The organism is Metallosphaera tengchongensis (assembly GCF_013343295.1).
Lineage (GTDB): Archaea > Thermoproteota > Thermoprotei_A > Sulfolobales > Sulfolobaceae > Metallosphaera > Metallosphaera tengchongensis.
This window is the reverse complement of the sequence record NZ_CP049074.1, coordinates 446,184-472,500: the sequence shown is the minus strand read 5'-3', so window position 1 is coordinate 472,500 and position 26,317 is coordinate 446,184. Positions and strand designations below refer to the sequence as shown.

At 46.2% G+C, this 26,317-nt stretch carries 24 protein-coding genes; 6 read left to right on the top strand and 18 right to left on the bottom strand.

Going from position 1 to position 26,317, the window contains the following annotated elements; all coding sequences use genetic code 11:
- Nucleotides 1-523: 523 nt before the first annotated feature.
- From lysS to GWK48_RS02405, 10 genes are all read right to left on the bottom strand, one after another.
- Nucleotides 524-1,906 (bottom strand): homocitrate synthase, encoded by a 1,383-nt coding sequence (gene lysS / locus GWK48_RS02450; protein ID WP_174629268.1) that lies wholly within the window; start codon nt 1,904-1,906, stop codon nt 524-526.
- A gap of 74 nt (nt 1,907-1,980) precedes the next feature.
- Entirely contained in the window at nt 1,981-2,256 is a 276-nt protein-coding gene (locus tag GWK48_RS02445) for a hypothetical protein (protein WP_174629266.1), read from the bottom strand.
- 3 nt (nt 2,257-2,259) lie between these two features.
- Nucleotides 2,260-2,934, bottom strand: coding sequence for a UMP kinase (gene pyrH / locus GWK48_RS02440; RefSeq protein ID WP_174629264.1), 675 nt, complete (start codon nt 2,932-2,934; stop codon nt 2,260-2,262).
- A gap of 29 nt (nt 2,935-2,963) precedes the next feature.
- Nucleotides 2,964-3,143, bottom strand: coding sequence for a chromatin protein Cren7 (locus GWK48_RS02435; protein WP_174632450.1), 180 nt, complete (start codon nt 3,141-3,143; stop codon nt 2,964-2,966).
- A 237-nt stretch (nt 3,144-3,380) separates the two neighbouring features.
- Nucleotides 3,381-4,175 carry an SDR family NAD(P)-dependent oxidoreductase gene (locus GWK48_RS02430; protein WP_174629262.1) on the bottom strand — a complete coding sequence of 265 codons (795 nt, stop codon included), beginning with the start codon at nt 4,173-4,175 and terminating at the stop codon, nt 3,381-3,383.
- A gap of 214 nt (nt 4,176-4,389) precedes the next feature.
- Entirely contained in the window at nt 4,390-5,451 is a 1,062-nt protein-coding gene (agl16, locus tag GWK48_RS02425; protein WP_174629260.1) for a glycosylation protein Agl16, read from the bottom strand.
- Entirely contained in the window at nt 5,448-6,326 is an 879-nt protein-coding gene (locus GWK48_RS02420; RefSeq protein WP_174629259.1) for an NAD(P)-dependent oxidoreductase, read from the bottom strand. The genes agl16 and GWK48_RS02420 overlap by 4 nt, the downstream gene beginning before the upstream one ends.
- Before the next feature lie 5 nt (nt 6,327-6,331).
- On the bottom strand, nt 6,332-7,396 hold the full coding sequence (locus GWK48_RS02415; protein ID WP_174629258.1) for a pseudouridylate synthase: 1,065 nt from the start codon (nt 7,394-7,396) through the stop codon (nt 6,332-6,334).
- Between the two features lie 144 nt (nt 7,397-7,540).
- The gene (locus tag GWK48_RS02410; RefSeq protein WP_174629257.1) at nt 7,541-8,884 is read right to left on the bottom strand and encodes a signal recognition particle protein Srp54; all 1,344 of its coding nucleotides are present in this window, start codon (nt 8,882-8,884) and stop codon (nt 7,541-7,543) included.
- Between the two features lies 1 nt (nt 8,885).
- The gene (locus GWK48_RS02405; RefSeq protein ID WP_174629256.1) at nt 8,886-9,281 is read right to left on the bottom strand and encodes a translation initiation factor IF-5A; all 396 of its coding nucleotides are present in this window, start codon (nt 9,279-9,281) and stop codon (nt 8,886-8,888) included.
- 128 nt (nt 9,282-9,409) lie between these two features.
- Here GWK48_RS02405 and GWK48_RS02400 point away from each other — a divergent pair, with 128 nt between their 5' ends.
- Nucleotides 9,410-9,556 (top strand): hypothetical protein, encoded by a 147-nt coding sequence (locus tag GWK48_RS02400; protein WP_174629255.1) that lies wholly within the window; start codon nt 9,410-9,412, stop codon nt 9,554-9,556.
- Nucleotides 9,557-9,892: 336 nt separating this feature from the next.
- On the opposite strand, the gene GWK48_RS02395 is transcribed toward GWK48_RS02400, so the two are convergent.
- The 5 genes from GWK48_RS02395 to GWK48_RS02375 all read right to left on the bottom strand — a co-directional run bounded on the left by GWK48_RS02395 (nt 9,893) and on the right by GWK48_RS02375 (nt 15,420).
- Complete coding sequence (locus GWK48_RS02395; RefSeq protein WP_174632448.1) at nt 9,893-11,056, bottom strand: DNA topoisomerase IV subunit A; 1,164 nt, start codon at nt 11,054-11,056, stop codon at nt 9,893-9,895.
- Nucleotides 11,050-12,645 (bottom strand): DNA topoisomerase VI subunit B, encoded by a 1,596-nt coding sequence (locus tag GWK48_RS02390; RefSeq protein ID WP_174629254.1) that lies wholly within the window; start codon nt 12,643-12,645, stop codon nt 11,050-11,052. Before GWK48_RS02390 ends, GWK48_RS02395 begins: the two co-directional genes overlap by 7 nt.
- A 34-nt stretch (nt 12,646-12,679) precedes the next feature.
- Nucleotides 12,680-13,609 carry a deoxyhypusine synthase gene (locus tag GWK48_RS02385; RefSeq protein ID WP_174629253.1) on the bottom strand — a complete coding sequence of 310 codons (930 nt, stop codon included), beginning with the start codon at nt 13,607-13,609 and terminating at the stop codon, nt 12,680-12,682.
- A complete protein-coding gene (locus tag GWK48_RS02380) occupies nt 13,606-15,048 on the bottom strand; it encodes an RtcB family protein (RefSeq protein WP_174629252.1) in 1,443 nt (480 codons plus the stop codon). The genes GWK48_RS02385 and GWK48_RS02380 overlap by 4 nt, the downstream gene beginning before the upstream one ends.
- Before the next feature lie 132 nt (nt 15,049-15,180).
- Nucleotides 15,181-15,420: a hypothetical protein gene (locus tag GWK48_RS02375; protein ID WP_174629251.1), complete on the bottom strand. Its 240-nt coding sequence runs from the start codon at nt 15,418-15,420 to the stop codon at nt 15,181-15,183.
- An 80-nt stretch (nt 15,421-15,500) separates the two neighbouring features.
- Between GWK48_RS02375 and GWK48_RS02370 the strand changes: the two genes are divergently transcribed.
- Together GWK48_RS02370 and GWK48_RS02365 are read left to right on the top strand one after the other, a co-directional pair.
- Nucleotides 15,501-18,296, top strand: a complete 2,796-nt coding sequence (locus GWK48_RS02370) for a DEAD/DEAH box helicase (protein WP_174629250.1) — start codon at nt 15,501-15,503, stop codon at nt 18,294-18,296.
- Nucleotides 18,297-18,629: 333 nt separating this feature from the next.
- Nucleotides 18,630-18,896 carry a ribonuclease P subunit p25 family protein gene (locus GWK48_RS02365; RefSeq protein ID WP_174629249.1) on the top strand — a complete coding sequence of 89 codons (267 nt, stop codon included), beginning with the start codon at nt 18,630-18,632 and terminating at the stop codon, nt 18,894-18,896.
- On the opposite strand, the gene rgy is transcribed toward GWK48_RS02365, so the two are convergent.
- Entirely contained in the window at nt 18,861-22,310 is a 3,450-nt protein-coding gene (rgy, locus tag GWK48_RS02360) for a reverse gyrase (RefSeq protein ID WP_174629248.1), read from the bottom strand. The two genes, GWK48_RS02365 and rgy, sit on opposite strands and share 36 nt — an antisense overlap.
- A gap of 329 nt (nt 22,311-22,639) precedes the next feature.
- On the opposite strand from rgy, the gene albA reads away from it, so the two are divergent.
- From albA to GWK48_RS02345, 3 genes are all read left to right on the top strand, one after another.
- Nucleotides 22,640-22,936: a DNA-binding protein Alba gene (gene albA / locus GWK48_RS02355; protein ID WP_174629247.1), complete on the top strand. Its 297-nt coding sequence runs from the start codon at nt 22,640-22,642 to the stop codon at nt 22,934-22,936.
- A 125-nt stretch (nt 22,937-23,061) separates the two neighbouring features.
- Entirely contained in the window at nt 23,062-23,382 is a 321-nt protein-coding gene (locus GWK48_RS02350) for a hypothetical protein (protein WP_174629246.1), read from the top strand.
- A gap of 470 nt (nt 23,383-23,852) precedes the next feature.
- Nucleotides 23,853-24,329 carry a hypothetical protein gene (locus tag GWK48_RS02345; protein ID WP_174629244.1) on the top strand — a complete coding sequence of 159 codons (477 nt, stop codon included), beginning with the start codon at nt 23,853-23,855 and terminating at the stop codon, nt 24,327-24,329.
- A 48-nt stretch (nt 24,330-24,377) separates the two neighbouring features.
- Here the strand turns inward: GWK48_RS02345 and GWK48_RS02340 are convergent, their stop codons facing one another.
- On the bottom strand, nt 24,378-25,988 hold the full coding sequence (locus GWK48_RS02340) for a DEAD/DEAH box helicase (RefSeq protein ID WP_174629242.1): 1,611 nt from the start codon (nt 25,986-25,988) through the stop codon (nt 24,378-24,380).
- Nucleotides 25,951-26,310 (bottom strand): hypothetical protein, encoded by a 360-nt coding sequence (locus GWK48_RS02335; protein ID WP_174629240.1) that lies wholly within the window; start codon nt 26,308-26,310, stop codon nt 25,951-25,953. The genes GWK48_RS02340 and GWK48_RS02335 overlap by 38 nt, the downstream gene beginning before the upstream one ends.
- Nucleotides 26,311-26,317: the final 7 nt, after the last annotated feature.

Genomic DNA, 26,317 nt, shown 5'->3' with positions numbered 1-26,317 from the left:
GTTTGCCTAAAAATGTTTTGCAAGGAAACTGGTCGACTTGGGACTTTACGGTCTAGGAGGCACAAGTATATACGGTCTAGGGGATCAGCACTAGGGTGTAGGGGTGGGGATGAGGGCATATAACCCGATGCTCTCCAGTCTTATTTTCTAGGAGTTTCAATGAGGTTTCAGACTAGAACAAGATATGCTGGTATAGCCAGATCCTTTTAGTCATAATGTCGGGGTTGGGCTCCTATACCTGGCCTCAAGTCCATGATAATGGAAATCACAGTGGGGAAAAGGTTGCTGAGGTTAAAGGAAAGGGCATAATTGGTTAGACCTGGTTTGTATCCGGGCAGAGCTAGAGACTTGTCAGTTTTCAAACACTTCAAAAGGGTACTATGGCTTCCTCCACGTTGTGGCGAGACTTGCGCCAATCACAAAGAGAATGGAGGCTCCCTAACACATGAAAAGAGAGGGAATGGGTAACGTCAGAAGCGAGAACGTCCACTAGTAGGCATCGGATTAAATAAGCTTGGTATAGTCAGATCTTCTTGAGTACTAGGGAAGTTAAGGTAGACTCAACGCCCTTAACTGATCTAATGCTCTCAATAACGTTGTTTAGTTCCGCCGAGTCTCTAGCCTCCACCTTGACCACTATATCGTAGTCTCCGGAGATCTCCATTACCTCCTTCACGCCTGGAATCACCGCAAGCCTCCTGGTCACTGAGGTTGTGTAGACGTTAGATCCGCACTTCACCGAGATCACTGCCTCTATCTTTTCTGGTGGTCTCGGCTTAAGGACCTTCCCGGTTACCTCCTCAGCAATCTCCAGGAGATCCACGTCCCTAAAGTACCTGGTGTTCTGACTGGACTTTATCTTGGCCAAAACTTGCTCAAGTTCCCTATCGTCCAACTTGACGCCTAACCTCTCGAACCTGTCCTTCAGGGCATGCTTCCCTGTGTACTTGTCGATGACGTAGTCCCTACTCCTACCGAAGGTCTCAGGGGGCATGAACTCGTAGGTCCTCGGATCGTTAAGTATGCCTGCCACGTGGACTCCAGCCTTATGGACGTACGCGTAGTCCCCTGTTATTGGGAAGTTGGGAGGCATTGTAATACCACTGTACTTCTCCACCAACCCAGCAACTTCCACGAGCTTGTCCAGCCTCACAACTTGGACATTGAAGTGGTACTTGAGGGCAGCTGCCACTGCCTGAAGGGGGACTATTCCGACCCTCTCCCCGAGGCCGTTGACGGTAGCATGTATGATAGTCGCCCCGCCCTCAACTGCAGCCAACGCGTTAGCAACGGCCATTCCAAGGTCATTGTGGGCGTGAATGTCATACTCCACTCCAGGGACTTCCTTGACCATAAAGGAGAAGAGCTCCCTAGTCTTAGTCGGGTAGAGGATCCCGACAGTGTCCGCTAAGCTTACCCTGTCCGCTCCAGCGTCCCTCGCAGTCTTGGCTACGGTAACCAGGTAGTCAAGGTCAGTCCTAGTGGCGTCCTCCGCTGTGAACCTTACCTTCATACCGTGGGACTTAGCGTGGCTGACCACTTCAGCGATTATGTTTAAGGCCTGCTCCCTGGTGGTCTTGGTCTTAGCCTTTAGGTGGATGTCGCTCACGCCATAAAATATGGCCACCCTGTCTACCTCTAACTCGCCAGCGACCTCCACGTCCCTCTTCACTGCTCTGCTGTGGGCCAGGATCTCCGGGGTTATCTCGCCCTCTCTCTTCAGTTTCATTATCCTCTTGATCCCCTCGTAGATATCCGGTGAAACTGCCGGGTGGCCGGCCTCAATCATGGCCACCCCAAGGTCAGATAGGGCCTTAGCTATTTCCACTCTCTGCTCCGTAGTGAAAACCACCCCTGGGGTCTGCTCTCCTTCCCTCAATGTAGAATCTAGAATTCCTACTTTCATTAATCGCACCTAGAAGTTCTACATTGGTGAGTAACTTATTAATATCTATGCAAAACATGGGTGAGAAGTTCGAACTAAGAAAGGGAATTTAATATTAGTTCTATAACGTTCTCAACGCCGAGCTTAGGGGTATACTTCTCGAGGATTGACCCAATCAGGTTGAAAAGATCTCTATTCTTTTTCACCAAATCCAAGTGATTAGCGTACGCGAAAATAAGAGCTGACTTGACGTTATTGCCCCTCTTAGCCTCAGCCTCGACTTCGTCCAGGATAACCTGTACCTCCTTGATGTCGACCTTCGGCTTAAGGAGTCTCAGCTTTACAAACTCTTCTTGGTCTAGGATTGACATCGGTTACACCGGTTCCACTATGGTTGCAGTTTCTTCACCTTTAAGGATTCTGTCGATACTTCCTATCTTACTAAGCCCCATAACCATTACCTTGATCTTGGACCTCTCGATTATCTTCATGGCCATTGGATCGAGGAGCTCATATGTGCCAGCCCTAACTGATTGGGAGGACTCCAGTATGTTCTTGAGTTCGAGTGTTGTAACTTTAGGTAGAAGTTTGGCGTTTGGGTTCCTCTTGGGGTCAGCGCTGTAGACTCCGTCCACAGTCGTTATTATAAGGAGGTAATCTGCTGAAATAGCTTCTGCTACAAGAGCAGAGACAGCAGCGGTGGACTGGCCTGGTTGAAAACCTCCAGTAACTGTTACTTTACCGTGGGCCCAGAACTCCATGAACTGCTCTAGGCTTTCAGGGACCTTTGGGTAGGCTAAGTCCTGCATCGCCATTGCCATCAAGAGGGCGTTAAGCCTTGAGACCCATATCCCTAGAAGATCCAAACTGGCTTCGTTGAGACCTAGGGTTCGGCCTAGGTCTATGTACCTCCTGGCTATTCCTCCACCCCCCGTGACGAGGGCCACCCTGTGACCTAACCCTATCAACTCCTTAATGGAGGAGAGAAGGGAGGACTTGTCGCCCTCCATATCGAAAAATTTTCCGGTTATCTTAATGACTAGCTTCATCACGCTAAATTAGATAGGGGATAAAAAACTTAAACGGGGTAGTCGTCTGGTAGTTTATGTCTGAAGTACTTACCTGACTCTGGGTCCTTGAAGAGTCCTATCTTCACTCCCTTTCTGCCCTTCGGGGCTAGGGTCCAAGCCTTCTCAGGTGCGAGCTCAGCTTCCTTACCTGTTGGGGTCTTTATTTTAACTTGTTTCTTGTAGACCATGTCCATCAAGTTAATGTTGTAGGACTCATATTATAAACCTTTCCATGAGTAAGATAATTGATAATACCATTAATCAATCAAAGATATACGCTGAAGGAATACCTCAAACTGGAGTTAGGACTATTCATAGAGGAGTGGAAAGTTATTGAAAGGGGAGAGTCTAGAAATGACCCTTGATGGGGGGGCCAAGAGCAGCTCGTTCTATAGCTATGTGGAACCCAGTGGAGGAGTAGGGGCTCAAAGGGCTGATGAGGTACCGCCGTCTAGCAGTATACTGGTCCCTGTGATGTACTCACTGAAGTCTGAGGAAAGGAAGAGGAGTAGGGAACCCAAGTCCTTCTTGACGTCTCCTGTCCTTCCGACAGCGATGGGGTTAAGGACCCTCTCTTTCCACACCTCTTCGAATGACACGCCCTTGCTCTCGGCGTACTTCGAGAGGGTCCTCTTAGCCCCTGGTGTGTTGAAGCTACCCATGAGGACTGTGTTGAACGTCACTCCATGTTTGCCATAGTCCTTTGAGAGGATCTTGGTGAGCTGAAGAAGGGGGGAACGGGACACGTCTGCAAGGACTAGGATGCTCTGGGGTTCCTTCACTGTCCAGGAGGAGAGGTAAATTACTCTACCCCACCTCCTCTTAACCATGTCCTCTAGGGCTAGCTTAGTGACGTAAATAGCTCCTAACAGATAGAGCCTTACCGAGTTCTCCCAATCAACTATCTCGGTCTCTGAGAAAGTTACGGGCTCCCTTATTGGATTCCCTGTGTTCACCACCAGTACGTCAATTCCTCCCATAACCTTGATGGCATAGGAAACCAGAGAAGCTAGAGACTTGTAATCAGTCATGTCCGACTCGATACCGTAAACTGATGGACTAACTCTCCTCATCTCAGTAATGGCTGATTTTAGCTTCTCTCTAGACCTAGAGGAAATTACAACTGTTGCGCCGTTCTCAGAGAAGGTCTCAGCTACACCCCTTCCGATACCTTCCGTAGAGGCTGTTATCAGAACCCTCTTTCCTTTAACTGGGAACATGTGCCAACTAGTAAATCAGATGTATTTTTAGGTTATGTTTATCAACTGAACCTGACTTGACGTAAACACTTGATTTTCAAGCCCACGGAATAGGAGCCACGCTCAACAGGCCGTGGGGTTTAGTGAGAGGATTTAAACGGAGAGTGTACTCATGGATCTCTCGATCTGTACAACTTGAGGTTGACAACTAAGATGTCATTCGTCATTGTTACGTTCAGACTAAACCCTTGTAGAGCTCAAGCACCTTTAGGGCAGTGTTCCTCCATCTCCACTCCCTAGAAGTTGAGACGTTGTTTTCCGCTATCTCTTTCCTTGTCTTGGGGTCCCTAAGTTTCTTCACTGCGTCCTTCAGGTCTTCACAAGTTGAGACCACGAACCCGTTTACCCCGTCCTTCACTACGGTTGATAGAACCTTAGCTCTATTACCCACTATTACCGGGACTCCTCTGGCCATTGCCTCCTTTACGACGATAGGTTCTGCCTCCATTTCTGATGTTAGGATTACAGCCAGGGACTTATCCATAAGGGAGTACTTCTCCTCCTCGCTTACTACGCCTAGGTACTTCACCCTATCCCCGAGGCCCAGCTCGTGAACTCGCTTCTTGATCTTCTCCAAGTACTCTTTGTCCCTGACTTGCCCTATCAGGAATAGCCTTATGTCAAGGTCCTTAATACAATCAATTACAAAGAGTTGGTTTTTCTCGGGGCTTATCCTAGCGACGTAAAGTAAGTAGTCCTCAATACCCTCGGACTTGGGGTAAATGAACGCCATGTCGTCGACACCGTTAGGGATCACAACTATCTTGGAGCCGTCATAACCTAGGTTTACCATCTCCTCCTTCTCCCATTCGCTCACTGCAATCAGTTTGTCCACTCTCTTTCCCATCTCCCTCTTTAACCAGTTCAGGGCTCTACCCTGGTCGCTCACAAAAATATCGTGGGGGGTCATTACCAAGGGGGTCTCCACCAATGAGGAGATTGCGAAAAAGAGGAAGGTGTAGAGGTTCCAGGAACTGAACTTCCTTCCTAAGTTGTGGAAGTGAAGAATAGAGGGGGAATCTCTGTACACCCAGGTTCTCCTATGCCTTACCACTCTTATCCCATCCATGACCTCCAGCGGAGGGAGCTTCCCCCTCTCCGTGTAGGTATCCCTGGTAGTGTGGACTTCAACGTTCACAGACATCTTAACCAATTCCCTGCTTAAGTTAAACACGTGGACTTCGGTACCTCCCCTAACTGGAAGAAAGAGGGGAGTTAGCATCCAGACCTTGTTCATGAATCGACCTTTCCTCTACTTGACATGGAGTATATCTCTAGGACTGAGGCGTAGTCCTTCTCCGACAGCCCCATAGCTTCAGCCATCCTGTACAGTTGAAGGGCCAGTGAGGACATGGGGTTGATGACCCCGAGCTTCTGAGCCTCCCTCTCGATGATCTCCAAGTCCTTCCTCATGTGCTTAGTGGCGAACTGAGTGGAGTAATCCCTCGTTGCCATCATGTCTGCCTTGAGCTCTGACGTAGGAGACCTCGCACTACTGTACTTAGCTAAAAATTCTGATACCTGCTTAGGATCAAGCCCGCTCCTTACGCCGAGGTTAAACGCTTCAGCCATACTGGCTACGTAAGCTCCAATGAGCAGGTTATTCACTAACTTGGCGTAGAGACCCATGCCGTTCCTCCCCATATAGAGGACAGTAGAAGCGGTGTTAAGAAGGAGGCTCTTGATTTCCTGGAACCCGTGTTCTGGCCCTCCTACCAGTACGTTTAACCTCTTTTGCTCCACCATGATTGAGGTACCTACCACGGGTGCATCATACATCGTTCCCCCTCTTTTCTCGACTTCCTTGGCGAGCTCTACGCTCAAGGATGGAGAAATCGTAGACATGTCCACAACCGTTTTACCCTTTACGTTCTCAAGAAGGAGGTTAACTGTGTCCCTCACTGCCTGGTCGTCTGAGAGCATCAAGAGAATCAAGTCAACTTCCTTGGACAGATCCTGAACGCTTGAGGCTTTCATCACTCCAAACTTCCTGGAGAACTCCTCAGCCTTGGACTGTGTCCTATTGTAGACCACGTCCAACTTTCCCGCGTTTTTCAAGTTCACCCCAATTCTCCAACCCATTACCCCTAGACCTATTAGACCTACGCGCATAATGCCTATTCTCTCTTAGAAGTTAAAAGGCTCATCACTCTCCTGTGCCTCCCCTCAGTTTTCAGCAAGTCGACGGAGATGAGGGATACGTTCATCTCCCTTAGCTTCTGGGAGAGCTCCTCGTAGTTCTTAGCTTGAATCACCACATCTTGTATGCCAGCGTATATCTCGTGGCCTATCCTGTTTTCAGAGAAGAAGGTCACCCTGTAGTACCTGACTGTTGGCTTAGACTGAACGAGGAGATTGAATTCTTTCTTTCCGATTGGTCCGACTCTCCTCATAATGTAACCCGAGTACTCACCCTCCTTCGGCTCCTCCTCAAGCACTATGGGGTAGAACTCCAAGATCCTCACCGAGGAGGGCTCAGTGAAGGGCACTATGATCTTTCCCTTTATCTTCTGATCTAGGGACTCCCCTCCCTTAGAGTACCAGGAGGAGATTGGGACGTCTCTGGAAAACCTGGTATAGAGGTAAAGAGACCTCTTGGTCTTCTGTGTTACCTTCACCTCCCTAGTCTCCACGTCATAGACTAGCTCTACCTCTGGCTTATCGATTTCAGGCTCATAACCCAGGGAGGAAAGCCTTTTTCCCACTTCCCTCCTAATCTCGTTCTTCATACTCTCGTAGAAAATCAAGCCGTTCTCTGTGGCAAAGGAAGTCTCTAACTCTTGGGTTCTGACCGAAAGCCTTACCCCAAGGACATATCCTACCTTCCTCTCCCTCAAAATCTTAAGAGATTTGGAAAGGAAGTCCTCCTTAATCTCGTCTAAGGAGTTGTTGCATAGATAGCAGGTCCTCTCCTGCATTGGATCCTTAAAGTAGTGCTCATACAAGGGTTTAGCGACCTCTCCAGAGTTAAATAGAACCTCCCTTATCTCGTTCAGGTCGTTGAGCTGATGCCCCTTGATTTTTCGGTCTAACTCCATTAGGATGGATAGCTTTATCGCCCTCCCCCTCTCCCTGTTTTGATAACCGTGACCCAATTTCGCGAAACATCTCCCTAGGCACGAGTCGCAGAGAGGATACTTCTCCAATAACCTTAAGGCCTGGTCCACTAAAGTTTCAGCCATCCTCAACTAGTCAAGGTAAGAAAACATAAGCTTACCCTCTTTTTCATAACAGAGTTCCTACGTCTCGCCTCTCTAGAACTGCGAAAGCTTAACGCGAGGGCAAGAACGAGACACGATTAAACTCTGGGCAAGTCCTCAGTCTACTCACTCCCCTCCCATTTGTCCCAGGAGCTTCTCGACGTCCTTCCTTCTCCTCCTTAGAGTCCTGAGCGTTTTCTGTACCATGTTAAAATGCTCCACCAGCTCTCTTACTTCCTCTACCTCTGTACCAGATCCCATGGCTATCCTTCTCATCCTCTGCTTGTCTATTATTGAAGGGTTGTCGAGCTCCTCATAGGTCATCGAGTTCATTATGGAGATCCATCTCTGCATTTTCCTCTCACCCACCTTGACCTGGTCCTCCGGAATGTCTCCCATCATGTTCATGCCTGGGATTAACTGAAGAATCTTGGAAAGTGGACCCATTTTCCTCATGGCCATTATCTGCTTGTACATGTCCCTCAAGGTTAGCTTGGACTTTCCGCTCATTACCTCCTCCATTTTCTTCTGTATCCCCTCGTAGTCTTCGACTGCCTTTATCTTCTCTATAATTGCCTCAACGTCTCCCATTCCTAGGATCCTAGCGACGAATCTCCTTGGGTTAAAGACCTCTAGTTCATCAATTTTCTCACCGACTCCAATGAACTTTATGGGAGCTCCTGTCGCTGAAACTGCCGAGAGAGCTCCGCCTCCCTTGGCAGTGCCGTCCATCTTAGTTATGATAATGGAACCTACGTTGCTGGCCTCATGAAATTTCTTGGCTAAGTCGAAGGCTTTCTGACCTATTGCTGCGTCAATTACTAGGACCACTTCGTTAGGCTTTATCTTCTCGAAGATATCTCTCATTTCATCCAGTAGCTTCGCTTCCTCACCGTACCCGTGCCTCCCTGCAGTGTCCACAATTATGAGTTCATACTTATCCTTCAGGAATCTCTCAACCCCCCTCATAGCTATGCCAACCGCGCCGTGGTTTCCCGGCTCACCGTAGACAGGTACGTTTATCTGCTTTCCGATTTGTTGTAACTGTTCTAGAGCAGCAGGCCTATAAACGTCTGCGCCAACTAGAGCTACCTTATAACCTCGCTTCTTGTAGAAAAACGCCAGTTTCCCGGCTGTGGTGGTCTTTCCTGTTCCCTGTACTCCTACCAACATAATTACCCAGGGCAGGGACTTAGGGTTGAGGTCAGGTTCCTTATCTCCTCCAAACAGGGCTGATAGCTCATCGTAGACCACTTTTATGAACCACTCACGCCTTCCTATGGAAGAGGGAGGAGTTTCGTTCTTTAACCTTTCCTTGATCTTGTTGGTGAGGGAGAAAACTAGCTTAACCTGCACGTCAGAGGAGATCAGGGCCTTCTGAAGGTCCTTTATGAACTCCTCTACCGCTACATCGTAGGAGGAACTTCCACCTAAAAATTTTCTTACTGCATCCCTTATTCCATCTAACAAATCACTTTACCCTTACAATTTTTTTCCGACCCATTACCTCCCAGTACTCCACTTCCGCATCCTTCCTTATCTTACTTGCTACCTCTTCCTCTGAGGGCATTTCAATCTCAAAGGTTTCGTAGGTGTCTAGGTCCATGATCTGAACCTTGTCCCCCACGTTAGCTATAACTTGGCCCACATGTTTCTCTATTATCGGGACCTCCACAGTTGAGTCCACTGGTGCCATCAGGGTTTTCTTAGATCCCGTGAAAATGCTCACAGCTACTATGTTTGCCTTGGCGCTACCGTGCTTACCTGTCTTAGCCTTAGTTACCTCCACAACTCTGCAGGGTTCTCCGTCTATAACAATGTAACTACCTTCCTTCATCTCGCCTACTGTCGAGTAATTTATTCCCATTTACTATCACTTATCCAGACTTTAGAGCCAATTTAAAACTCTTGCTCCGAGCTTTGGCCCTTCATCACAACTCAGACTAGATTCTTCTTCACAGCAAACTTATTTTGAACGAATTCGGTTTATAAGTTATGCCATGGAAAGTCAAGTGTAGCGAGTGTAACACGGAGTACCTCATAAACGTAAGTTTCGACATAAGCAGGCAGAAGTCGTTGTACTACTTCTGCAGGACTTGCAAGAAGAACACATTCAACGAGATATTGGGGTATATGGAGTGACGTAAAACGAGTTCCTCATCGGAAATTGGGCTCTAAACGGTTTCCAGTCCAGGAGATCTAGTTAGGACTGTCCAGTCTAGAGTTATGATCGGATAGGGTTCCATAGACAGAACTTCGTCCTGAGGAATGCTAGGATGTTCTCAACAGTTTGAAGCAGAAGTTAATGAGCTCCCCAACTCAAGTGAAATGACCAAGATCCTATAAGATCTAAGGGGGCTATAACCTCTCTAGCTGAACGTTAACCTTTAGATCTCGCTTCAAAACATTAACTGGAATGAGGAGCCCAATTCAGTTTGATTGATGAAATAACCTGTCTCGCCTGACTTCCTTAAAGCTTCAACCTACAAAGTCCCTGGTTTGTATTTTCTCTGGTATGTACTGGAACGCTAGGAACTTAAGTCCCTTGCTAGCCATCGCCTCTATTTCCAACTTCGACTTTTTCTGTAGGAACATGTTTATTTCCTCTTCCCAGCTCTTGGTTTTAAACCACTCGTAGTTCTTTATTTCTAACGCGCGCTTTATGTCGGTATCTTTTGCCTTTATAATGAAACTGGACCTCTCCCTCTCGCTTAGGTAAGCTTTCTTCTTTGGGGTTCCAAATATATCGCCCATGGAGACCCCTAGGAACTTCGCGTCAGGAGTAGCTAACCTTTCGCTCTCATAGGAAAGCGAAATCGAACCGATTCTGAAGACGCTGTATATGTACCACCCGTACGGGTCAGCGTCGGTGAGGATGTAGACTGGGAGCTTTAATTCCTCATTCAGTCTCCTGAGGAATCTCCTGGTAGCCCTATCCGGTTGGCCAGCACTAGTAATAAGTATGCACTTATACTTACGCCAGAAGCCTGCCCTGTGTAACTGCTGGAAGACCGCATCCTTCTCCACTACCAGCACGTACTCAGCGTTGACCTCCACGAAGTCTATCAGGTCTGGAGTGGGCTCGATGGAGTAGGCACCGTGACCCATTTTGCTAAGATCTATAATGTCGTTACCGCTCCTCAATCTCATGTCCCCAACTACTTTTCCCTTCTCCTTACTTAGGATAAGCATTTCCTCTCTAAGCAGGGAGGTGAAGACTTCAATGTCTATTATGACGCTGTCGGACTCCTTCTGTTCGTCCCAGGTGTTCTCCTCGTGGGTCTTACCTCTGGGATCTTTCAGGACTATTGAGTGCTTACCCCTATAGTATAAATCACGTATAGTGGGGTACTCATCGTTGACAAGAGCATCATAGATAATGCTTCCCATCAACACAGTCTGCATGAACCTCCTAGCTTCGTTCATGTCTAGGAAGCTTCTCTTCATTTTTTCCTCTCCTAGAAGGAGCAACTTCCTCTTCTCGTCGTAGACCGTGTTGGTGAGGGTCCTTTTTGGTATCTCCATCACCAGGGGTTCGCCTCTCTCCAGCTGATCTACAAGGGTTAGGAACTGTTTCTTTAGCGTCTCGGCCGCCCTATTCCTGGCTTCCCTGTCCACCTTAGATACGAACTCGCTCATAATTCCTCCACCTTATATGACTTAAACAGTTCGAGGTCCTGCTCTTTAATGTTTAGCCTTGTTATCACTAGGTCCATGAGCTTGTTCTTAAGCTCTTCCTGTATTTTCGACGCTACGTCTTTCTTCCCGTCGGCCATGAAGATAGAGAGAGACCTGGATATCTCTGGGATATACTTTAGATAGGTAAGCAGTCTCTTCCTGGTCTCCTCCCCCTTCCTCTTTTCAGAAATAAAGGTCTTCAGAGATCTTGAGGCTTCCATGATCCCGTTTCTTATCTCCTTCTCTATCTCCTCAACGTCGGCTATGCTCTCCTTTCCTGCGCTCTTATAGGGAACCTTAGTGCTGCACAGGTGGACCATTACCACCAATGGAATCTGTTCCTCTTCTATTCCGTACCTTTTCCAGTCAATCTCTTCCACTACTTTCCAAATAACGTCGGATTTCTCATCGTAAATTAGGGGTATCTTGTTGGCATATCTAAGGACTGTGGGCTCCTCCGAGGGCTGGATATCCCCCCCGTAGGCTAGACCGACCTCAACTATGAAAGGATGACCCTGATATGCCTTAGGTCTCCTGGTCACTGCACCTACATATTCTGGGTTAAAGCTCTGTCTGAGTCCCAGCTCTATCAGATCCGAACCTATGATTGAGAGAGGTTCTGGGGAAGGGGATCTAAAGTCTGGAAAGTTCTTCATGGCGTCAACTAGCTTAGAGAGCTGTTCGTCGCTGAGCTTCTTCACTTTCTTGTCTGGATCTAGTCCAGCCAGTTCCACAACGCTTTGAGCTGTCTTCTCCCCAACTCCCTGGAACTCCTTTATCAGGAATTCCCTAACTGTCATCTCGTCCTTCTGCCTTGATATCATGTTTTTGAGAAGTTCTATATCAACACCGTACGGGTGTGGTTTGACCTCTTTAGGGGGAGGAGGGATCTTAGTGGTCAACCTGGGGTAGAAAATGACGTTACCCTCAGGGTCCTTAAAGTAGAACTCAGCGTAGGGAGTTATAATGTAAGTCCTCTTAATGTACTCATATATCCTACTCTTTGCCCTCATCCAGTCGCCTAGTATATACATGGAGACAGCCGTCCCGTGGGTTCCCGCTTCGTTGAACACCGAACCTCTTTCATAAATTATGGGCTCGTTTTTAGTAACGTCTATCTTAAGCTTGAAGAAGTAAGTCCTCTTGGAGTTAATAGGTGCCGTCACAATCTCAATGGGTTTATCCTGATACATCTGGCTGTAAAGAACTGCGGCTTTAACCCCAAGCCCATACATTCCCCTGGTCTGCCTGAGCACGTACTTGGAACTATAGAGCACTCTACCGAAGGCGTCTGGGACTACGTGAGGAGGAATTCCTATCCCGTTGTCCTCTACCGTAAGCCTGTAGATCTCCTTCTCCTGGTTAGTTCTCTCGATTATCACCTTCAGGGATGGGAGTATTTCGTGAACGTCCGTGGCGTCCAAAGCGTTCTCAACCAATTCCCTGAGGGCCTGATACATTGCTCTGGCTGGGTTGGAGAAGCCTGCAAGCTCTGGGTTCCTCTTGAAGAATTCGGCAGGAGAGATGCTAGTAAATTTCTCCTTGAGTGACATTTAACTCACCGTAATAGACATAGTATTAAGTGTTTCAGCTTATTAAGGATGAGGCCAGTAATGGAAGTGCTATAGTAGCATCCGCATATAGCACGACTTGCTCAGCTTCGTCCTTTATTTTGTTCCAAGAGATAGCTTCCTTGGGTCTAGCTCCGCTTAAACTTCCATCGAACTCCTGAGCTGTAGTAAGGTAAATAGCGTAATCAAGACCGTCCCTAAATTGGTTCCACCAAATTGTGTGATGTTTGCTTATACCTCCACCTATTAGTAAGGCCCCGGCTTTCTTGCTGGAGAAGACCCTGTCCTTTATCTCCCTCATATCTTCGAAAAGGTTTATCCTGAAACCGGTAAACTGAGACTGGATGAAGAGGTTAGTCCCAAAGCTTCCGTCTACGATCCCAGGAACTATTATTGGTGTCTTGGTCTCATACGCCGCCTTGAGTATGGAGTGCTCATCCTCAATTCTCTTGCCGAACTCCCAGAGCAGTCTATAGACTGCCCACTCCTTACCCTCCTTGACCAGTTGGGGAAGAATTTCAGTTACTGCTCTTTCCACGGCACCCCCATAGTCTTCAAAGGGGATGAGGATATTCCCAAGTCTGTGAACGTTGATCTTCCTGAGCTCCTCGTCACTAAGGTCGAAGGAGCCCTTGTAGTACTTCCCTCCGAAGGCCCTAGCTATATCATGGTCTATGGTACCTCCAGTGGTCACTACCATGTTGAAGAATCCTCGCCTGATAAGGTCAGCCAAAAGCCCCCTGAGACCTGTGGACACCAGGTTGGCTGTAAAGGAAATGAACCTTAGGTCGCATTCCTTTTCTATCCTTCTTAAGATCCTAGAGGCTCTGTACAGGCTTTCAGAACTGAAGCCGTAAATCTTATTGTAGATCTCTAAGTTAAATCCCTTAACGTCGTCCAGGGAGATGTCCTGTACTTCCTCTACCAGTACTTCCTCCCTCCTCATCCCTTGGTCACCCCTATTGGCCTAAGCCTCATGACTAACCTAGCTATCTTCACTTCATGGGCAACCCGGGCCACTCTATCCACATCCTTATATGCCCCAGGGGCTTCCTCGGCTACTACCCTTCTAGTTGCAGCTCTCACAACAATACCCTTCTCCTCTAGCGACCCAACAACTGAGTTTACCGGATAGTTCCTCACAGCGGCCTCCCTGGACATCCACCTTCCTGCACCGTGAGGTGCAGTGAACCAGGTTCTCCTTCCCTCTGGAATCCCAGCCATCACGTAGCTCGCAGTTCCCATGCTCCCAGGTATGAGCACTACTTGCCCTGTCTCCCTATGCTCCGTGGGTATCTCTGGACTTCCTGGGGGAAAAGCCCTTGTAGCACCTTTACGATGAACGAGCACTCTCTTCCTCCTCCCTCCTATGTCGTACTCTTCGATCTTTGCAATGTTGTGGGCCACGTCGTAGATTATATGCAGGTCAAGCTTCTCACTTTCGGTCTTGAAGACCCTCCCAAAGCTTTCCCTAACCCAGTGGGTTATCAGTTGCCTGTTACTCCAGGCGAAATTGGCCCCTGCTACCATTGCCCTAAAGTAGTCCTGGCCCTCCCTACTCTCGAAAGGAATCGCTGCTAGCTCTCTGTCAGGTACTTCAATACCATATTTCTTCATGGCTCTCTCCATTATTTGGAGGTAATCGCTAGCTACTTGGTGGCCTAGGCCTCTAGAACCAGTGTGGATCATTACAGTTACCTGCCCTTCCCTTGTTATACCCAAGGCTTTGGCTATCCTCTGGTCGTATATCTTATCCACGACCTGTACTTCCAAGAAGTGGTTCCCTGCACCCAACGTACCGAGCTGGGACGCGCCCCTCTGCTTGGCGACCTGGCTTACCTTAGTGGGGTCAGCGAGTTCCCAACTCCCCTTCTGTTCTATATTGTTCATATCCTCATTCCATCCGTACCCCTTATCCGCAGCCCATTTGACACCCTCTTGTAAAAGGTTGTCCAGCTCTTGTCCAGAGAGTTTAATCCTGCCTTCGCTACCAACTCCGCTAGGGACGTTCCTGTGAAGTTCCTCCACTAGGTCCGTGAGTTTAGGCCTTACATCAGCGAAGTCAAGGTTAGTCCTTAATAGTCTCACTCCGCAGTTAATGTCGTAGCCTATACCCCCAGGACTTACGACTCCTCCTTCCTCTATGGAAGTTGCAGCTATCCCTCCGATTGGAAAGCCGTAGCCCTGATGACCGTCAGGCAAGACGTAGACGGATTCCTGGACTCCAGGAAGACACGCCACGTTCCTGGCTTGCCTCAGAGTCTGGTCCTGCTTCATCTTATCAATGAGCACGTCGTCCGCGAACACTGAAACGGGTACCTTCATGCAACCCTGCTTCTCTATTTTCCACTCAAAGGAGTCCACACGTCTTAGAGAAATATCCATGGATGATTCCAAATCATATCAATCTTTATTAACTAATAAAACTGTTTTCGTGTGTTAGCTTGATACGTTGATGAGTGTGGCGGACCCTGAGCTCGTGATGACTAAAACTACTCTGAGAAGTTGTGCAACAGGTCAGATCTTTTTCTCCATCCCTTTTTTGTATTTCTCTAGTCTATCCTCATACTTTGACTCGATATCCCTAAGGGAAGGTGAAATGCAGTCCTCGGATATTGAGAGTACCAAATCCTTCAGGAAAGCGTAAGCGCATGCCTTGCTATGGAACTCCAGGCTTTTACCTATTAGAGTGAAAGTCACCCCCTGGCCTTCTGGAAAGGGTCTACCGCACGTGAGACACTGGAGTTTATTCGACATAGTGAAGAGAGTAGATTTTATATTTTTAAAAATATCTGTAGTTGTTACTGTCGCACCCAGCAACATAATTGGTGAAAAGGATGACTGAAGGGCTTAACCATAAGATATCGAGCCTAATGAAGGAGAGAAACTGGAAAAAAGTAACTCAGATTCAAGAAATGTCCATGGGTCCAATCCTAAAGGGTCACAACACCCTGATAATAGCACCTACAGGATTTGGGAAGACCGAAGCTGCTATTCTTCCCATACTTAGCCTAATGACTGAGAGTGAGCATAAGCCCGTCTCCATGATCTACATTACTCCACTGAAGGCTCTAATAAATGACATAACCATTAGAATAGACTGGTGGGCGTCAAAGCTTGGCCTCTCCGTGAGCAGGAAGCACGGTGAGGTTCCACAGAAGGAGAAGAACTTGAGGCTAAAGAAGGCCCCTCATATCCTGGTGACAACGCCCGAAGGATTGGAGATAGATATGGATTGGGCCTCCAAGTTTAGGGAGAACTACAAGAACGTCAATTGGATAGTTGTGGATGAGATCCATGAGCTGATCAGCTCCAAGAGGGGTGCGCAACTCTTCGTCCTCCTGGAAAGGCTTAAGCACTTCTCTGGGAGGGACTTCCAAAGGGTAGGTCTCTCAGCGACCATTAGGGATGAGAAGTTTGTGGCTTCCTCCCTTTTCGGGTCTTCGTGTAGACCTATATCCATAGTGAAGAGTAACATGGGGAAGGAGTTCAAACTGAGGATAAGGGAGGTTAGGAACTCTGGAAACCTTTGGCAAGAGTCAGCTAAGACCATAAGGGACTCCCTGGAACCTCCTAGCCTGATCTTCACCAATTCTAGGTTTCTCACAGAGAGACTTCATGAGGAGCTGGAAAGGCTAGGGGAGAACGGGATATTCGTTCACCACTCTTCAATTTCGAGAGACTCAAAGACCAACACTGAGGAGCACCTTAGAGCAGGTAAGGCAAAGGCAGTAATATGCACCAAAACTCTTGAGCTGGGAATAGACATAGGTCAAGTCAAGAAAATTGTCATGTATAGACCGCCTCCTTCGGTAGCTTCATTCTTACAGAGGCTGGGTAGAAGCGGTCACTGTGTGGGGGGAGTCCCTCAAGGTGAGATTATATGTACGCAGAGCTTTGATTGTCTCGAAGCCTTAGCCATTTACTCTCTCTCCAAGAGGGGAGTTTTGGAGAAACCTAAGAGAATGAGACCTCTTGACGTAGTTGCAAGGGAAATAGTGGGGATGGCTCTTCAGTACTCATCCATTTCTCTAGATACCGTTTACTCCATTATTACTTCTTCTTTCGTGTACAAGGATCTCTCGAGAAGGGAGTTTCTAGACTTGATTGAGTACCTTAAAAAGAACAACCTTATCGTAATTGAGGGGGATCAGATCAAGCTCGGTAAGTCTTTCTTTAAGATATGGACGTTCAATAAGAACAATAACTTCGTGTGGGCTAAGAGCTTCTCGGAGTTCTTTTCGCTCATAACCAACGACGAGACCTTCAGGCTAAAGAGTGGAGATAGGAGTATAGGGGAGATCGACGCGTTGTATGTTTATAAGCACATAAGGCCTGGAGATATGATTAGGATAAGCGGAAAGCTCTGGAAAGTGGCTAGGATCCACAACGGTAGTTTGACCATAGACTTACTTCCAGCAGACAAGGGAGAGGGTGAGATACCTATTTGGAGGGGTGATAGCGTACCCAAATCCAGCCTCATTCCGAAGGAAATGGAAAGGATCTTCAGGGACTCTGATCTTCTGAAATCTGAGATACTGAACGAAGAAGTAAAGAGAGACCTGGAAACGATCTTACGAAAATATGAGGAAAATGGTCTACCCATTCCATCCTCCAGGATAATTTACGTAACTCTCACAGACAAGGAGATAGTTTACTCCTCAATAATGGATGAGAAAGTGGCCAATACGTTAGCTCACGTCTTGATGTATATGGCAACAACAAAGTACACCCTTAACGTCTACTCCAGAGCCTCCATCTACGGCTTCTCCATAGGCTTCACGGAGAGGGATTTGTTCTCAGATCTTATCTCCATGAATGAAAAGAAAATCAGAAAATTAATAATAAAGTCCATTTTTAGATCACCGCTTTTCATGTCTGTAGAGAAGGAAATTCAAGCTAGCTTCGGGAAGATAGGAAAGGTAAACCCAAAGGAGGACAAACTGATCGTGAGAGAAGCGTTGAGGCAGACCGTTAGAAAGTACTTCAACGTCAAGGGGACCTTAAAGTTCATTGGCTTACTGAAGGCTAAAAAAATAGAGATTGTCAGAACGCAGGAGCTCAATCCGTTAGCTGAAGCGCTACTTTCCCATGCGCCCATAAGGCCATGGATGTCTGGGGTTAACCTCTTAATTTATGAGACGCTGAAGGAAGGGGCTTACTCACTCAAGGAGTTATCAGAGATGCTATCTATCCCACCCAAGAGTCTAGAGGTGAAATTAAAACAGATGAGAAAGACTGAATCCAAGTACAGGGTTACTAGCTTCATTGACGTGGATAACAAGGAGATGAGATGGTGCTTAGCTGAGGAACTGAAGTCCCTAGTTAATTCCGATGAGTTCTTCACATCCTTTTCTTCCATTAACAAGGATGAGACTTTCATCGCTGAGATGAAGTCGGCTGATGGATCTAGCAGCACGGAGCTTATTTTCAAACCCGGTCAAATAGAGGAAAATCCAGATGATTTCATAAAGAGGATTCCAATGGAGGAAATAGGAGAACTTAGAGTGGTGGATCCAGTAGACCCTGTTATATGTAACATGTCACCGAGATACTATTTCGTAAAAAGAAGCGTAGTTCCCTATCTGTTATTAAACGCCTCAGCTTATATTCAAAACCTCAAATATACATAAGTGATGATGATAGCCCTAAATATGATAGGTGATACTGGCCCGTGTTTCTGATGGACCAGCAAGTTCTTAGACCATTTAAGTTTGGATACTCCATCCCTCATGTGGAGACCGTAGATAGGGAAGTAGTCCCTTTAAAGCGCGCAACGACCCTACTCGACTTTGACTCACGGCACTTTAAATAAGGGTTTGAGAGAGGTGATTCACACTTCTAAATTCCAACCCTAGCGAAACTCTGTTCCCTCAACGATAAAGTATATGGTAGGTTCTTGACAGCCTCCACAATATCAATAGATTTATTTCTTCATTCCAATCCATGAGAGTGGGAAGTAATCGATGGAAAGGTCAGCTCAATTCGTGGTCAGCCATGGTAAACCTATAAATGAGCAGGTCCTGGAAATAATCTCGTCCTTCAACCGTGGTGTGAATGAAGTCGAATTAAAAGGATATGGTAGGGAGATCGATAGGACAGTAGATATCTTCAACATATTAAAGGAGAAACTTGGAAATGGGGTGATATTGGACCAAGTGATCATAGGCAGTGAGTTCAAGGACAAGAGGAGGATCTCATATCTCTTGTTCAGATTGAGGAAGGGCTTTTAATGATTTCAATTGATCGAGGATACTAAACAGAACGGATGCAGGTTCCAAACTGCCCGTTGATATCATGTCCATTTTTGTCAGGAGCTCGGCAGTTAGATCCTCAGACGTAAGGCTTGGGAACTTGTCTAGAAACTCATACGCGGTAATCCCTTTCTTTGTCGCAACTAACACAGCCCTCTTTTTGCTCTCCACCACGTATCCGTGTCGAAGAAGGCTTAGGATGGTCTTTGCGTAAGTGCTGGGTCTGCCTATGTTTTTATCCTTCATGGTCTTTATCACATCTGCATACGTTAGCAACCTGGTATTGGATCCCCTTGCCACGGAGACCTCCACACTCACCTTACCTAACGGTAGCTGGTACAGTTTATACTTATAGATCTCTGAGAACCCTCCTCCCATCCCTACTAACAGCTCAGTTTCCCAGGATTTAGAACCTAAATTTATCCTAAACCTTCTGAAGATTCCCTCAGACTCTCTCATTTGACTCGCAATGAACCTCCTAAATATCAGATCGTATAGAGCGAAATGGGCCCAGCTAAACTTGACGCTAAGAAGTGTAGGATTCTCCCCTATCTCCCTCTTCAGTTGTTCAACATCAATAGGTCTAGTAGGTCGTATCGCCTCATGGGTTCCTTCAGAGCCCCACCCTCTAGGTTTATAGTGCACCAGTAGGTTCACACTGGTTAGGTAATCTTTAGCTATCTCCATACCCTTACTCGAGACGTGATGACTATCCGTTCTGTGGTACGTAATTAATCCACTTTCGAATAGATCTTGAGCAACTCTCATAACTCTTTCAGCTGGAAGCCTGAACCACTTGTAGGCCTCTATTAACAGATCTTCCGTGGAAAACGGAGGAGGAGGCTGCATAACGTCCTTCCTCTCCTCCAATATCGAGACCTCCGCTTCCCGCGCCTCAATGGTTGGCTTTTCCTTACTGTACTCTCTTAAGAGATAGTTGCCCACCTTTACCTGTAATATCCATCCCATGTTTTGTTTGTATTCATTTGTTCTTTTCACTATCCAACCCAGTACAGGGGTTTGAACTCTCCCAGCTCCGTGGTTCCTCTCCCCAAACCTCAGCTTGAGCAACCTGCTGAGCTCAAATCCGACCCATCTGTCCTCAACCCTTCTGACTATTTGGCTGTTAACCGTATTTTGATCCAGATTAGAGGTACTTCTCAACGCTTCTATTATACCTCCCCTTGTGACCTCATGGTACTTTACCCTGGAAATTCTGGGATTGTAAGGAGCAATGCTTACAGCTACATCGAAGGCGATCTTCTCGCCTTCTACGTCTGGATCAGTTGCGATGAACACCTCGTCCACCTCCAATGCTAGCTTCCTCATCGCGTTAACTGTAGATAGAGAGGAAGAGATAAGATCAGATCCGCAGTACGGACAAGAATCTACTGGCATGCTTACAACTTTCTTGCAACTTATACATCTGTATAAATGTGAATAGAGAGGGTATATTCTCCCCTCCTTCAACTCCACACCGTAGTATCCCTTCTCCTCTAGGGTTAGGTCAGTAATATGACCTCTAGTAGCCATAACGTCTAGGATGTAAACGTTAGTTTTATCCACTACCACGGTCTCATATACCTGAGCTCCACCGATTGTCCTCCTTGAAGGGAAACCGAACATCTTTGAAATAGTTTTAGCTTTAGTAGGTGACTCCACTATAAGGAGCCCAGTCCTTACATCAATCTTGTTTCCTCCTTCTCTCCTGGTCCTCTCCATTTCGCCCTTCAGTTCCTCAAGGTTTATTTCGTTGAAACTTACTGGATTGAATCCTTGTATCAAGAAATTCATCTTTTTCTTAAAGATTTCAAAGGCCTCCCAGTCGTCAACCAGAACGACGCTTAAACCTTGGGTTAAACCACCATTTATTAACCTGCTACTTCTACCTGATCCTTGAAGGTAAGTTATGACGTCAGGGTACTCCAAGAATAGCTCTCTCCCCCTTCTGGTTAGGAGAAACGTCTCTCCCTTAACGGTGCCTTTAACGTGCTTGAGGACTTCCTGAACCTGCTCAAGATAGGGCTCCAGTTTGTCGAGAGTATCTGCGAGCCTGCCTTGAAGCTTTTGTCCAGTCATTAACGCTATCTTTATGGCCTGGGCTTCGGCTGGAGACAGGGTTAAAATCTCCTCCTCAGGGACCTTTACCCCCAAGAGCCTGGAAACCCTCAACATGGTGAAGGGGTTCTTCACGGAGTCCTCCGCCTTTACCCTAGACTTTGGCACCCCGTAAAACAGTACGTATTTCAGTCTCTTGGGTTCATCTATTCCCCTTACAGCAACACCGTAGTATGAGGCTGACCCTACCAACACATCTGTTTTCCCTAATGAGAAATCTTCCAGGAACCTCTGCCCGCTTGTGGCTAGCTGAGCCCTGATGCCCATACTCAAGAGCCTGTCTCTTATTTCCTTGATCTTAGCCTTTCCGTACTCTCTGGATACCAATATCAGACCACCAGAACCTAGTTTCTCCACCATTTCTTCGATGCTCCCAGAGGAGTAGGAGTCCACAATGTTTCTTGCGTAGGTCTGAGCTGTCGAGATGTCAAATCCTGAAATGTACCTGAGGGCTTTCTGCTTTACTCCCTTTGGTCTTAACGTTGCGCTAGCCACCACGAGCTGAGCTATAGTCCCGGAGAAGCTAGTTATCTTTCTTTCCAAAGAGGCTATGGTCTCCATAACCTCGTCTTTATTTTCCCTAAGGTACAGTAGCCTTCTTAACCTTACCAACTTCATGGCATCCTCGTAAACTTCTTTGGGGATACCCATCAACTCGACTAACTTGTCAGTCGTCTTTCCACTCTTTATAATGGCGTCTGCGTCGTCCACAGCTACGAAGCTAGGTCTGTAATTTCTTACACTTTCAAAGTTTTTATTTAGATAGCTAACCGTGAGGACTGAAATTCCATTTGGATCTACCTTTCCACAAGATACCTGAGACAATGCGCTTATTTTTTTACAGATCTGTTCCTGCAGTGATTTGGTCGGGACTACGTATAGAACCCCTTTGGATATGTAAGTAGAATATGAGATCAAGGTCGTTGTCTTACCCATACCAGTGGGGGCAGAGAGGGAAAAGTTCTCCCTCTCGCTGAGCCTTCTTAGCCAAAGCCTCTGAAGCGACCACGGTTCCTTTCCTACTGTCTGTTTGAAGTAATTTATGACCTCAGAGAACATCTCCGTGGTGTAGTACAGTTCCCAATATTTTCCTAATTTACCGCTGTTTATTAAGAGGTTGTAAACTACCTTGATCTTTTCCTCCAACTTGAGGTTCTTGTACGCGTCTACGTCCCCTGGGAGGCACTTAACGCAAGGTAGACCTGCCAGAGCTCTGTAATCCTCTAAAGGTCCTTGACAATTAGGACAAGAGCTGTAAAACACTGAAGTTATCATTAATTCCTAAGCTTATGGAAGGTGCCCATTTATAAGTCGTGACTCCAGATGTTACCGCTAATCCTAAACCAGAGTAAAGATACATTATGCCTTGTACCTACGTTCCTTTAACCCAGTTTCCCTTCAAGTGTCACGGTTTTACATCTTGTAACGCTTTCATTCTTGATGAACCGTTGAGACGTTTAGCTTCCATTCAAAATTTGAGATTACAGCACACTCCATAGACCCACGCCCTAATAACAAGGCTACGTACCCTGGAAAATAGGCAGACCCTAGATTAACTTTTTAAACTTTCTAAAGGGTATTCAATCCGCACACAGGTGAATAAAATGAGCGGAACATCTCCAACTCCAAGTAATGTAGTACTTGTAGGTAAGAAGCCAGTAATGAACTACGTATTAGCTGCCTTGACTCTACTGAATCAGGGAGTTCCTGAGATCATAATAAAGGCAAAAGGTAGGGCTATTAGCAAGGCTGTAGACACTGTAGAGATAGTTAGAAACAGATTCCTACCAGACAAAATAGAGATCAGAGCCATTGGCGTAGGCAGCCAGGTAGTAACTAGCCAAGATGGAAAACAGTCTAGGGTATCTACGATCGAGATAAGTATAAGGAAAAAGGCATAAACGGTTAAACGATGTTTTTTAAGCCGTTAACATCTAGTACCGTCGGAACGAATTCTGTTAGGATTGGGACATAGTTCTTTTGCATACATTTAATAACGAAGTAACCGATAGCTAATTGATAGGATATGAGTCAACCCACTCACAGGGTAGAGTTTGAAGGAAAGGCAAAGATAGGGGAAGTGATGGGAAATTTAACTTCAATACAGTTAAGACCAGAAGACCTTTCTAGCCCAATAGCCTTCCAGATGGCAATATCTAGAATATACTCAGAGCTAATGAATATGATGAATCAAGGTCCGACTAAGCACTACGTCGCCGAGGTAAAGTTCACAGACTCCATGGGTAACCCTGTAGCCGTTGGGGTAGATTTCGGGGATAGGATACCTCCACTCTCAAAGAAGGAGGTTAAGGTTAAGGTAATTTTGGAGTTTTACGACGAAGAGTAGATCTCCTTTGGAGATATGGAAAAGAGACCATAGAGAGATACTCCTCGAATGGCAGAAGGAAATACTTATCACTTTTTCTTAGTATTATCCCGCTTTTTATCATATATCTTATGCTTGACTTGGACACTTTTAATGAAAAATAGGGGCTTAAGAGTGAGTAGGCCTCAAGCAAGGTGAAACCCGTATCCCTGAATTTCTTTAAGAGAAGAAAGTAAATTATTACATCCCTTTTCTTCAACCATCTCATGAACCCATTTCCCCACAAACATCCAGAAGCCGTTCAGGTTTTAAGTTTGACAACGAGAATAACGTTGCCGGGTCAGTGAAGGATTAAACTGAAAGGTACAAGTCCTTTTCCCTAGGCCAAGCAGATGAGCTCGTCCATTAAGCTCACTTAAGCCTGGTTACTCATCATTATCAGCCCTTACAAGTCATATCATCGCTTTTATTTAATTAAGCAATTTTTTGTTATGCCATATATACTTAACGGGAGAATATGCAAACCCAATGAAGTGAAAAGGGTGGAGAGAGGCGACATAGTTATCGTTAAGCCCGTAAGTGTTCTTGTGAACGGTAGGTACATGGTCTTTCCTCCCCTCTCCCTAGTTTCCGATCAATGTCCTCACGTAATAGGGAGCTCAGTGTGGGTAGATGGAGTTTCCGTGGCTGAAGATGTGGATATCGTTACCTCAACCGAGGAAGTAGAAGGAGAGCTAGAGGTACTCAGCCATGAATTTTTACCAGCTTTTGTCGCCAAAAGAATCCTAGGAACCACCAAGTTCAAGACTAGCAAAGTCGAAGGTATCCCCATAGTTACAGTGAAAAGTAAGCCCATAATTTCGCTGAAGGGTACCAGAATACTACTCACGGACTCCAGGACTACACTCCTTCTTCTATCCCACTCCCTAAAGTACTACACTTCGTCCCAGGACTACCTCTTCGTATAGAGCTTAACCATAAACAGGGAGGCTGAAGGACGTGAACATACCTTTCTATCAACTGTCCAGCCCGTAGAAAACATCGTCTAATCTTTCGGATCTCCTCATCTTGGACTGATACTCCTCTGATGTCCCTTGTGCGACCAATTCATACAGAACTGCTACCTTGTCCCCTGAACTATTCCTCAAAAGCCTACCTAATCTCTGGACGAATTGCCTCCTGGAGGAGGTTCCAGCGACTAGGATACCGACGCTAGCGTCAGGGATATCCAAACCCTCGTCACCCACAGTTGTAAGAACTATAACACCACTTTTAACGTTCTTAAAGTCGGAAAAAACTCTCTGCCTCTCGTTTTTGCTCATTTGACCAGTGAGCAACTTACCATTGATGGCTTTAGCTATGACCTCAGCGTGATCAACGTATTGGGTAAAGACTATTATTTTTTTATCTTTCTCTGAATTTACTATCTCTTTTATTTTTAATAGTTTATTTCTAGTAAGACCTGTTAAAGATTTTATCTTGCTATATATCCTAAGCGCGTCCATGGCTCTAACGTCTCCTCGATTTGCCATTTTAACGATCTCTTGTATCGGTTTACCCAATGAGAGTGTCCTGTACTTTCTCATGAGCTCGTCGTATTGAACCTTTTCCTGGGGAGTAAGGGGGACCTTTATCCTGACAAGTTTGAATTTAGCTAGGTAGCCTTTGCTTACCAACTCGTCTATTGATTTATAGTAAACCAGTCCACCCATGAGCTTAAAGAGCTCTACGTGCTTGCCGTCTGAACGATAAGGAGTTGCCGAAAGGGCCATCCTGTAAGGTGCTATGCTCCCTAGGGCTATACTTCTGAACTTATCAGCAGGCAGGTGGTGTGCCTCATCTATGATAAGGAGTTGGAACTTGGATAATTCTCCCATATGCTTGATTGCGGTCTGATAAGTTGTCACGGTAATTGGGCTTATCTCTTTTTCTCTACTGTAGTACAACCCTACCTCTGGATGGCCCTCAGTATACTTCTCTATGCTTTCTTTCCATTGCATAAGCTGCTCTCTCGTAAAAGTGACTATTAGGGTCGGACTCCTGGCTTCAACGATTCCTCCTATACCTACCAAGGTTTTCCCAGCACCCGTGGGAAGAGCTATGACTCCCCTAAAACCGCTCTCCTTCCACGCGCTTATTGCCTCAATTTGATAGTCCCTTAACCTTAAGGTCATCTTCATATCCAGTTTCTGAAAGTCGAGCGCTAGTCCCTCGACTTTCAAGCCCTCCCTCTCTAGTATTTTTTTGATTATATAGTAATAATATGGTTTAGTTATATAAAATTTTCTAACAGTATCATAAGGGATTTTAATTCTATACTTTTTAAATATATCTGAGATATAAACGTGAGGCTTTATAATTAGCTTATCTTCCATAATTTCGAAGGAAACTTTAAAATCCGATAGCTCTTTCTCTATGAATTTCAGGTCACCCTCGCTCAATTTCACCCCTAACCTTTCCAGAGTTTCCTTTATTGTGGTTGAGTTTACCCTGTTCAATCTAGCTCTTTCCACGTCGAGCTCAAACTCCTTCCCCTTCTCGCTTTCCCCTAGATACCTTGAAAACAGGACTAGTCTATCAAAATCTGCCTTATCTAAACCCTTCACGGAGAAAGTCCTCGAGATCACCGGATATCACTTCCACGAATACGGCCCTTCGATTCTCGCCAAGTACTTGATTTATTTTTTCCATTTCATTTTCAATATAAATATAATAAACTGTCCCGTCCGACCTGATGAACGCCCCCAAAGGATTAAGTGGTAGGGGCTCCTTGCTCATAACTAAGACGTTTCTAATCTCCTCATCCGGAGAAATTCGAAGAATTATACCCATCCCATTGTCCAACGTAATGCCCACGAACTCTGAACCAAGATAGGAGGCCTCTGACGTTCCTAAATTCACAGCCTCCCTTATACCCTCTACCTTTAGAGCTACCTCGAAGGGCCTCATCATGTTT

Excerpts from the sequence above, each read along its gene's own strand:
- lysS (WP_174629268.1), bottom strand. The coding sequence starts at position 1,906 with ATGAAAGTAGGAATTCTAGATTCTACATTGAGGGAAGGAGAGCAGACC.
- GWK48_RS02335 (WP_174629240.1), bottom strand. The coding sequence starts at position 26,310 with ATGAGGCCCTTCGAGGTAGCTCTAAAGGTAGAGGGTATAAGGGAGGCT.
- pyrH (WP_174629264.1), bottom strand. The coding sequence starts at position 2,934 with ATGAAGCTAGTCATTAAGATAACCGGAAAATTTTTCGATATGGAGGGC.
- GWK48_RS02350 (WP_174629246.1), top strand. The coding sequence starts at position 23,062 with ATGAGTCAACCCACTCACAGGGTAGAGTTTGAAGGAAAGGCAAAGATA.
- agl16 (WP_174629260.1), bottom strand. The coding sequence starts at position 5,451 with ATGAACAAGGTCTGGATGCTAACTCCCCTCTTTCTTCCAGTTAGGGGA.
- GWK48_RS02375 (WP_174629251.1), bottom strand. The coding sequence starts at position 15,420 with ATGTCGAATAAACTCCAGTGTCTCACGTGCGGTAGACCCTTTCCAGAA.
- GWK48_RS02400 (WP_174629255.1), top strand. The coding sequence starts at position 9,410 with ATGCCATGGAAAGTCAAGTGTAGCGAGTGTAACACGGAGTACCTCATA.
- GWK48_RS02365 (WP_174629249.1), top strand. The coding sequence starts at position 18,630 with ATGGAAAGGTCAGCTCAATTCGTGGTCAGCCATGGTAAACCTATAAAT.
- GWK48_RS02430 (WP_174629262.1), bottom strand. The coding sequence starts at position 4,175 with ATGTTCCCAGTTAAAGGAAAGAGGGTTCTGATAACAGCCTCTACGGAA.
- GWK48_RS02435 (WP_174632450.1), bottom strand. The coding sequence starts at position 3,143 with ATGGTCTACAAGAAACAAGTTAAAATAAAGACCCCAACAGGTAAGGAA.
- albA (WP_174629247.1), top strand. The coding sequence starts at position 22,640 with ATGAGCGGAACATCTCCAACTCCAAGTAATGTAGTACTTGTAGGTAAG.
- GWK48_RS02420 (WP_174629259.1), bottom strand. The coding sequence starts at position 6,326 with ATGCGCGTAGGTCTAATAGGTCTAGGGGTAATGGGTTGGAGAATTGGG.
- GWK48_RS02445 (WP_174629266.1), bottom strand. The coding sequence starts at position 2,256 with ATGTCAATCCTAGACCAAGAAGAGTTTGTAAAGCTGAGACTCCTTAAG.
- GWK48_RS02370 (WP_174629250.1), top strand. The coding sequence starts at position 15,501 with ATGACTGAAGGGCTTAACCATAAGATATCGAGCCTAATGAAGGAGAGA.
- GWK48_RS02380 (WP_174629252.1), bottom strand. The coding sequence starts at position 15,048 with ATGGATATTTCTCTAAGACGTGTGGACTCCTTTGAGTGGAAAATAGAG.
- rgy (WP_174629248.1), bottom strand. The coding sequence starts at position 22,310 with ATGATAACTTCAGTGTTTTACAGCTCTTGTCCTAATTGTCAAGGACCT.
- GWK48_RS02390 (WP_174629254.1), bottom strand. The coding sequence starts at position 12,645 with ATGTCACTCAAGGAGAAATTTACTAGCATCTCTCCTGCCGAATTCTTC.
- GWK48_RS02385 (WP_174629253.1), bottom strand. The coding sequence starts at position 13,609 with ATGAGGAGGGAGGAAGTACTGGTAGAGGAAGTACAGGACATCTCCCTG.
- GWK48_RS02405 (WP_174629256.1), bottom strand. The coding sequence starts at position 9,281 with ATGGGAATAAATTACTCGACAGTAGGCGAGATGAAGGAAGGTAGTTAC.
- GWK48_RS02415 (WP_174629258.1), bottom strand. The coding sequence starts at position 7,396 with ATGGCTGAAACTTTAGTGGACCAGGCCTTAAGGTTATTGGAGAAGTAT.
- GWK48_RS02345 (WP_174629244.1), top strand. The coding sequence starts at position 23,853 with ATGCCATATATACTTAACGGGAGAATATGCAAACCCAATGAAGTGAAA.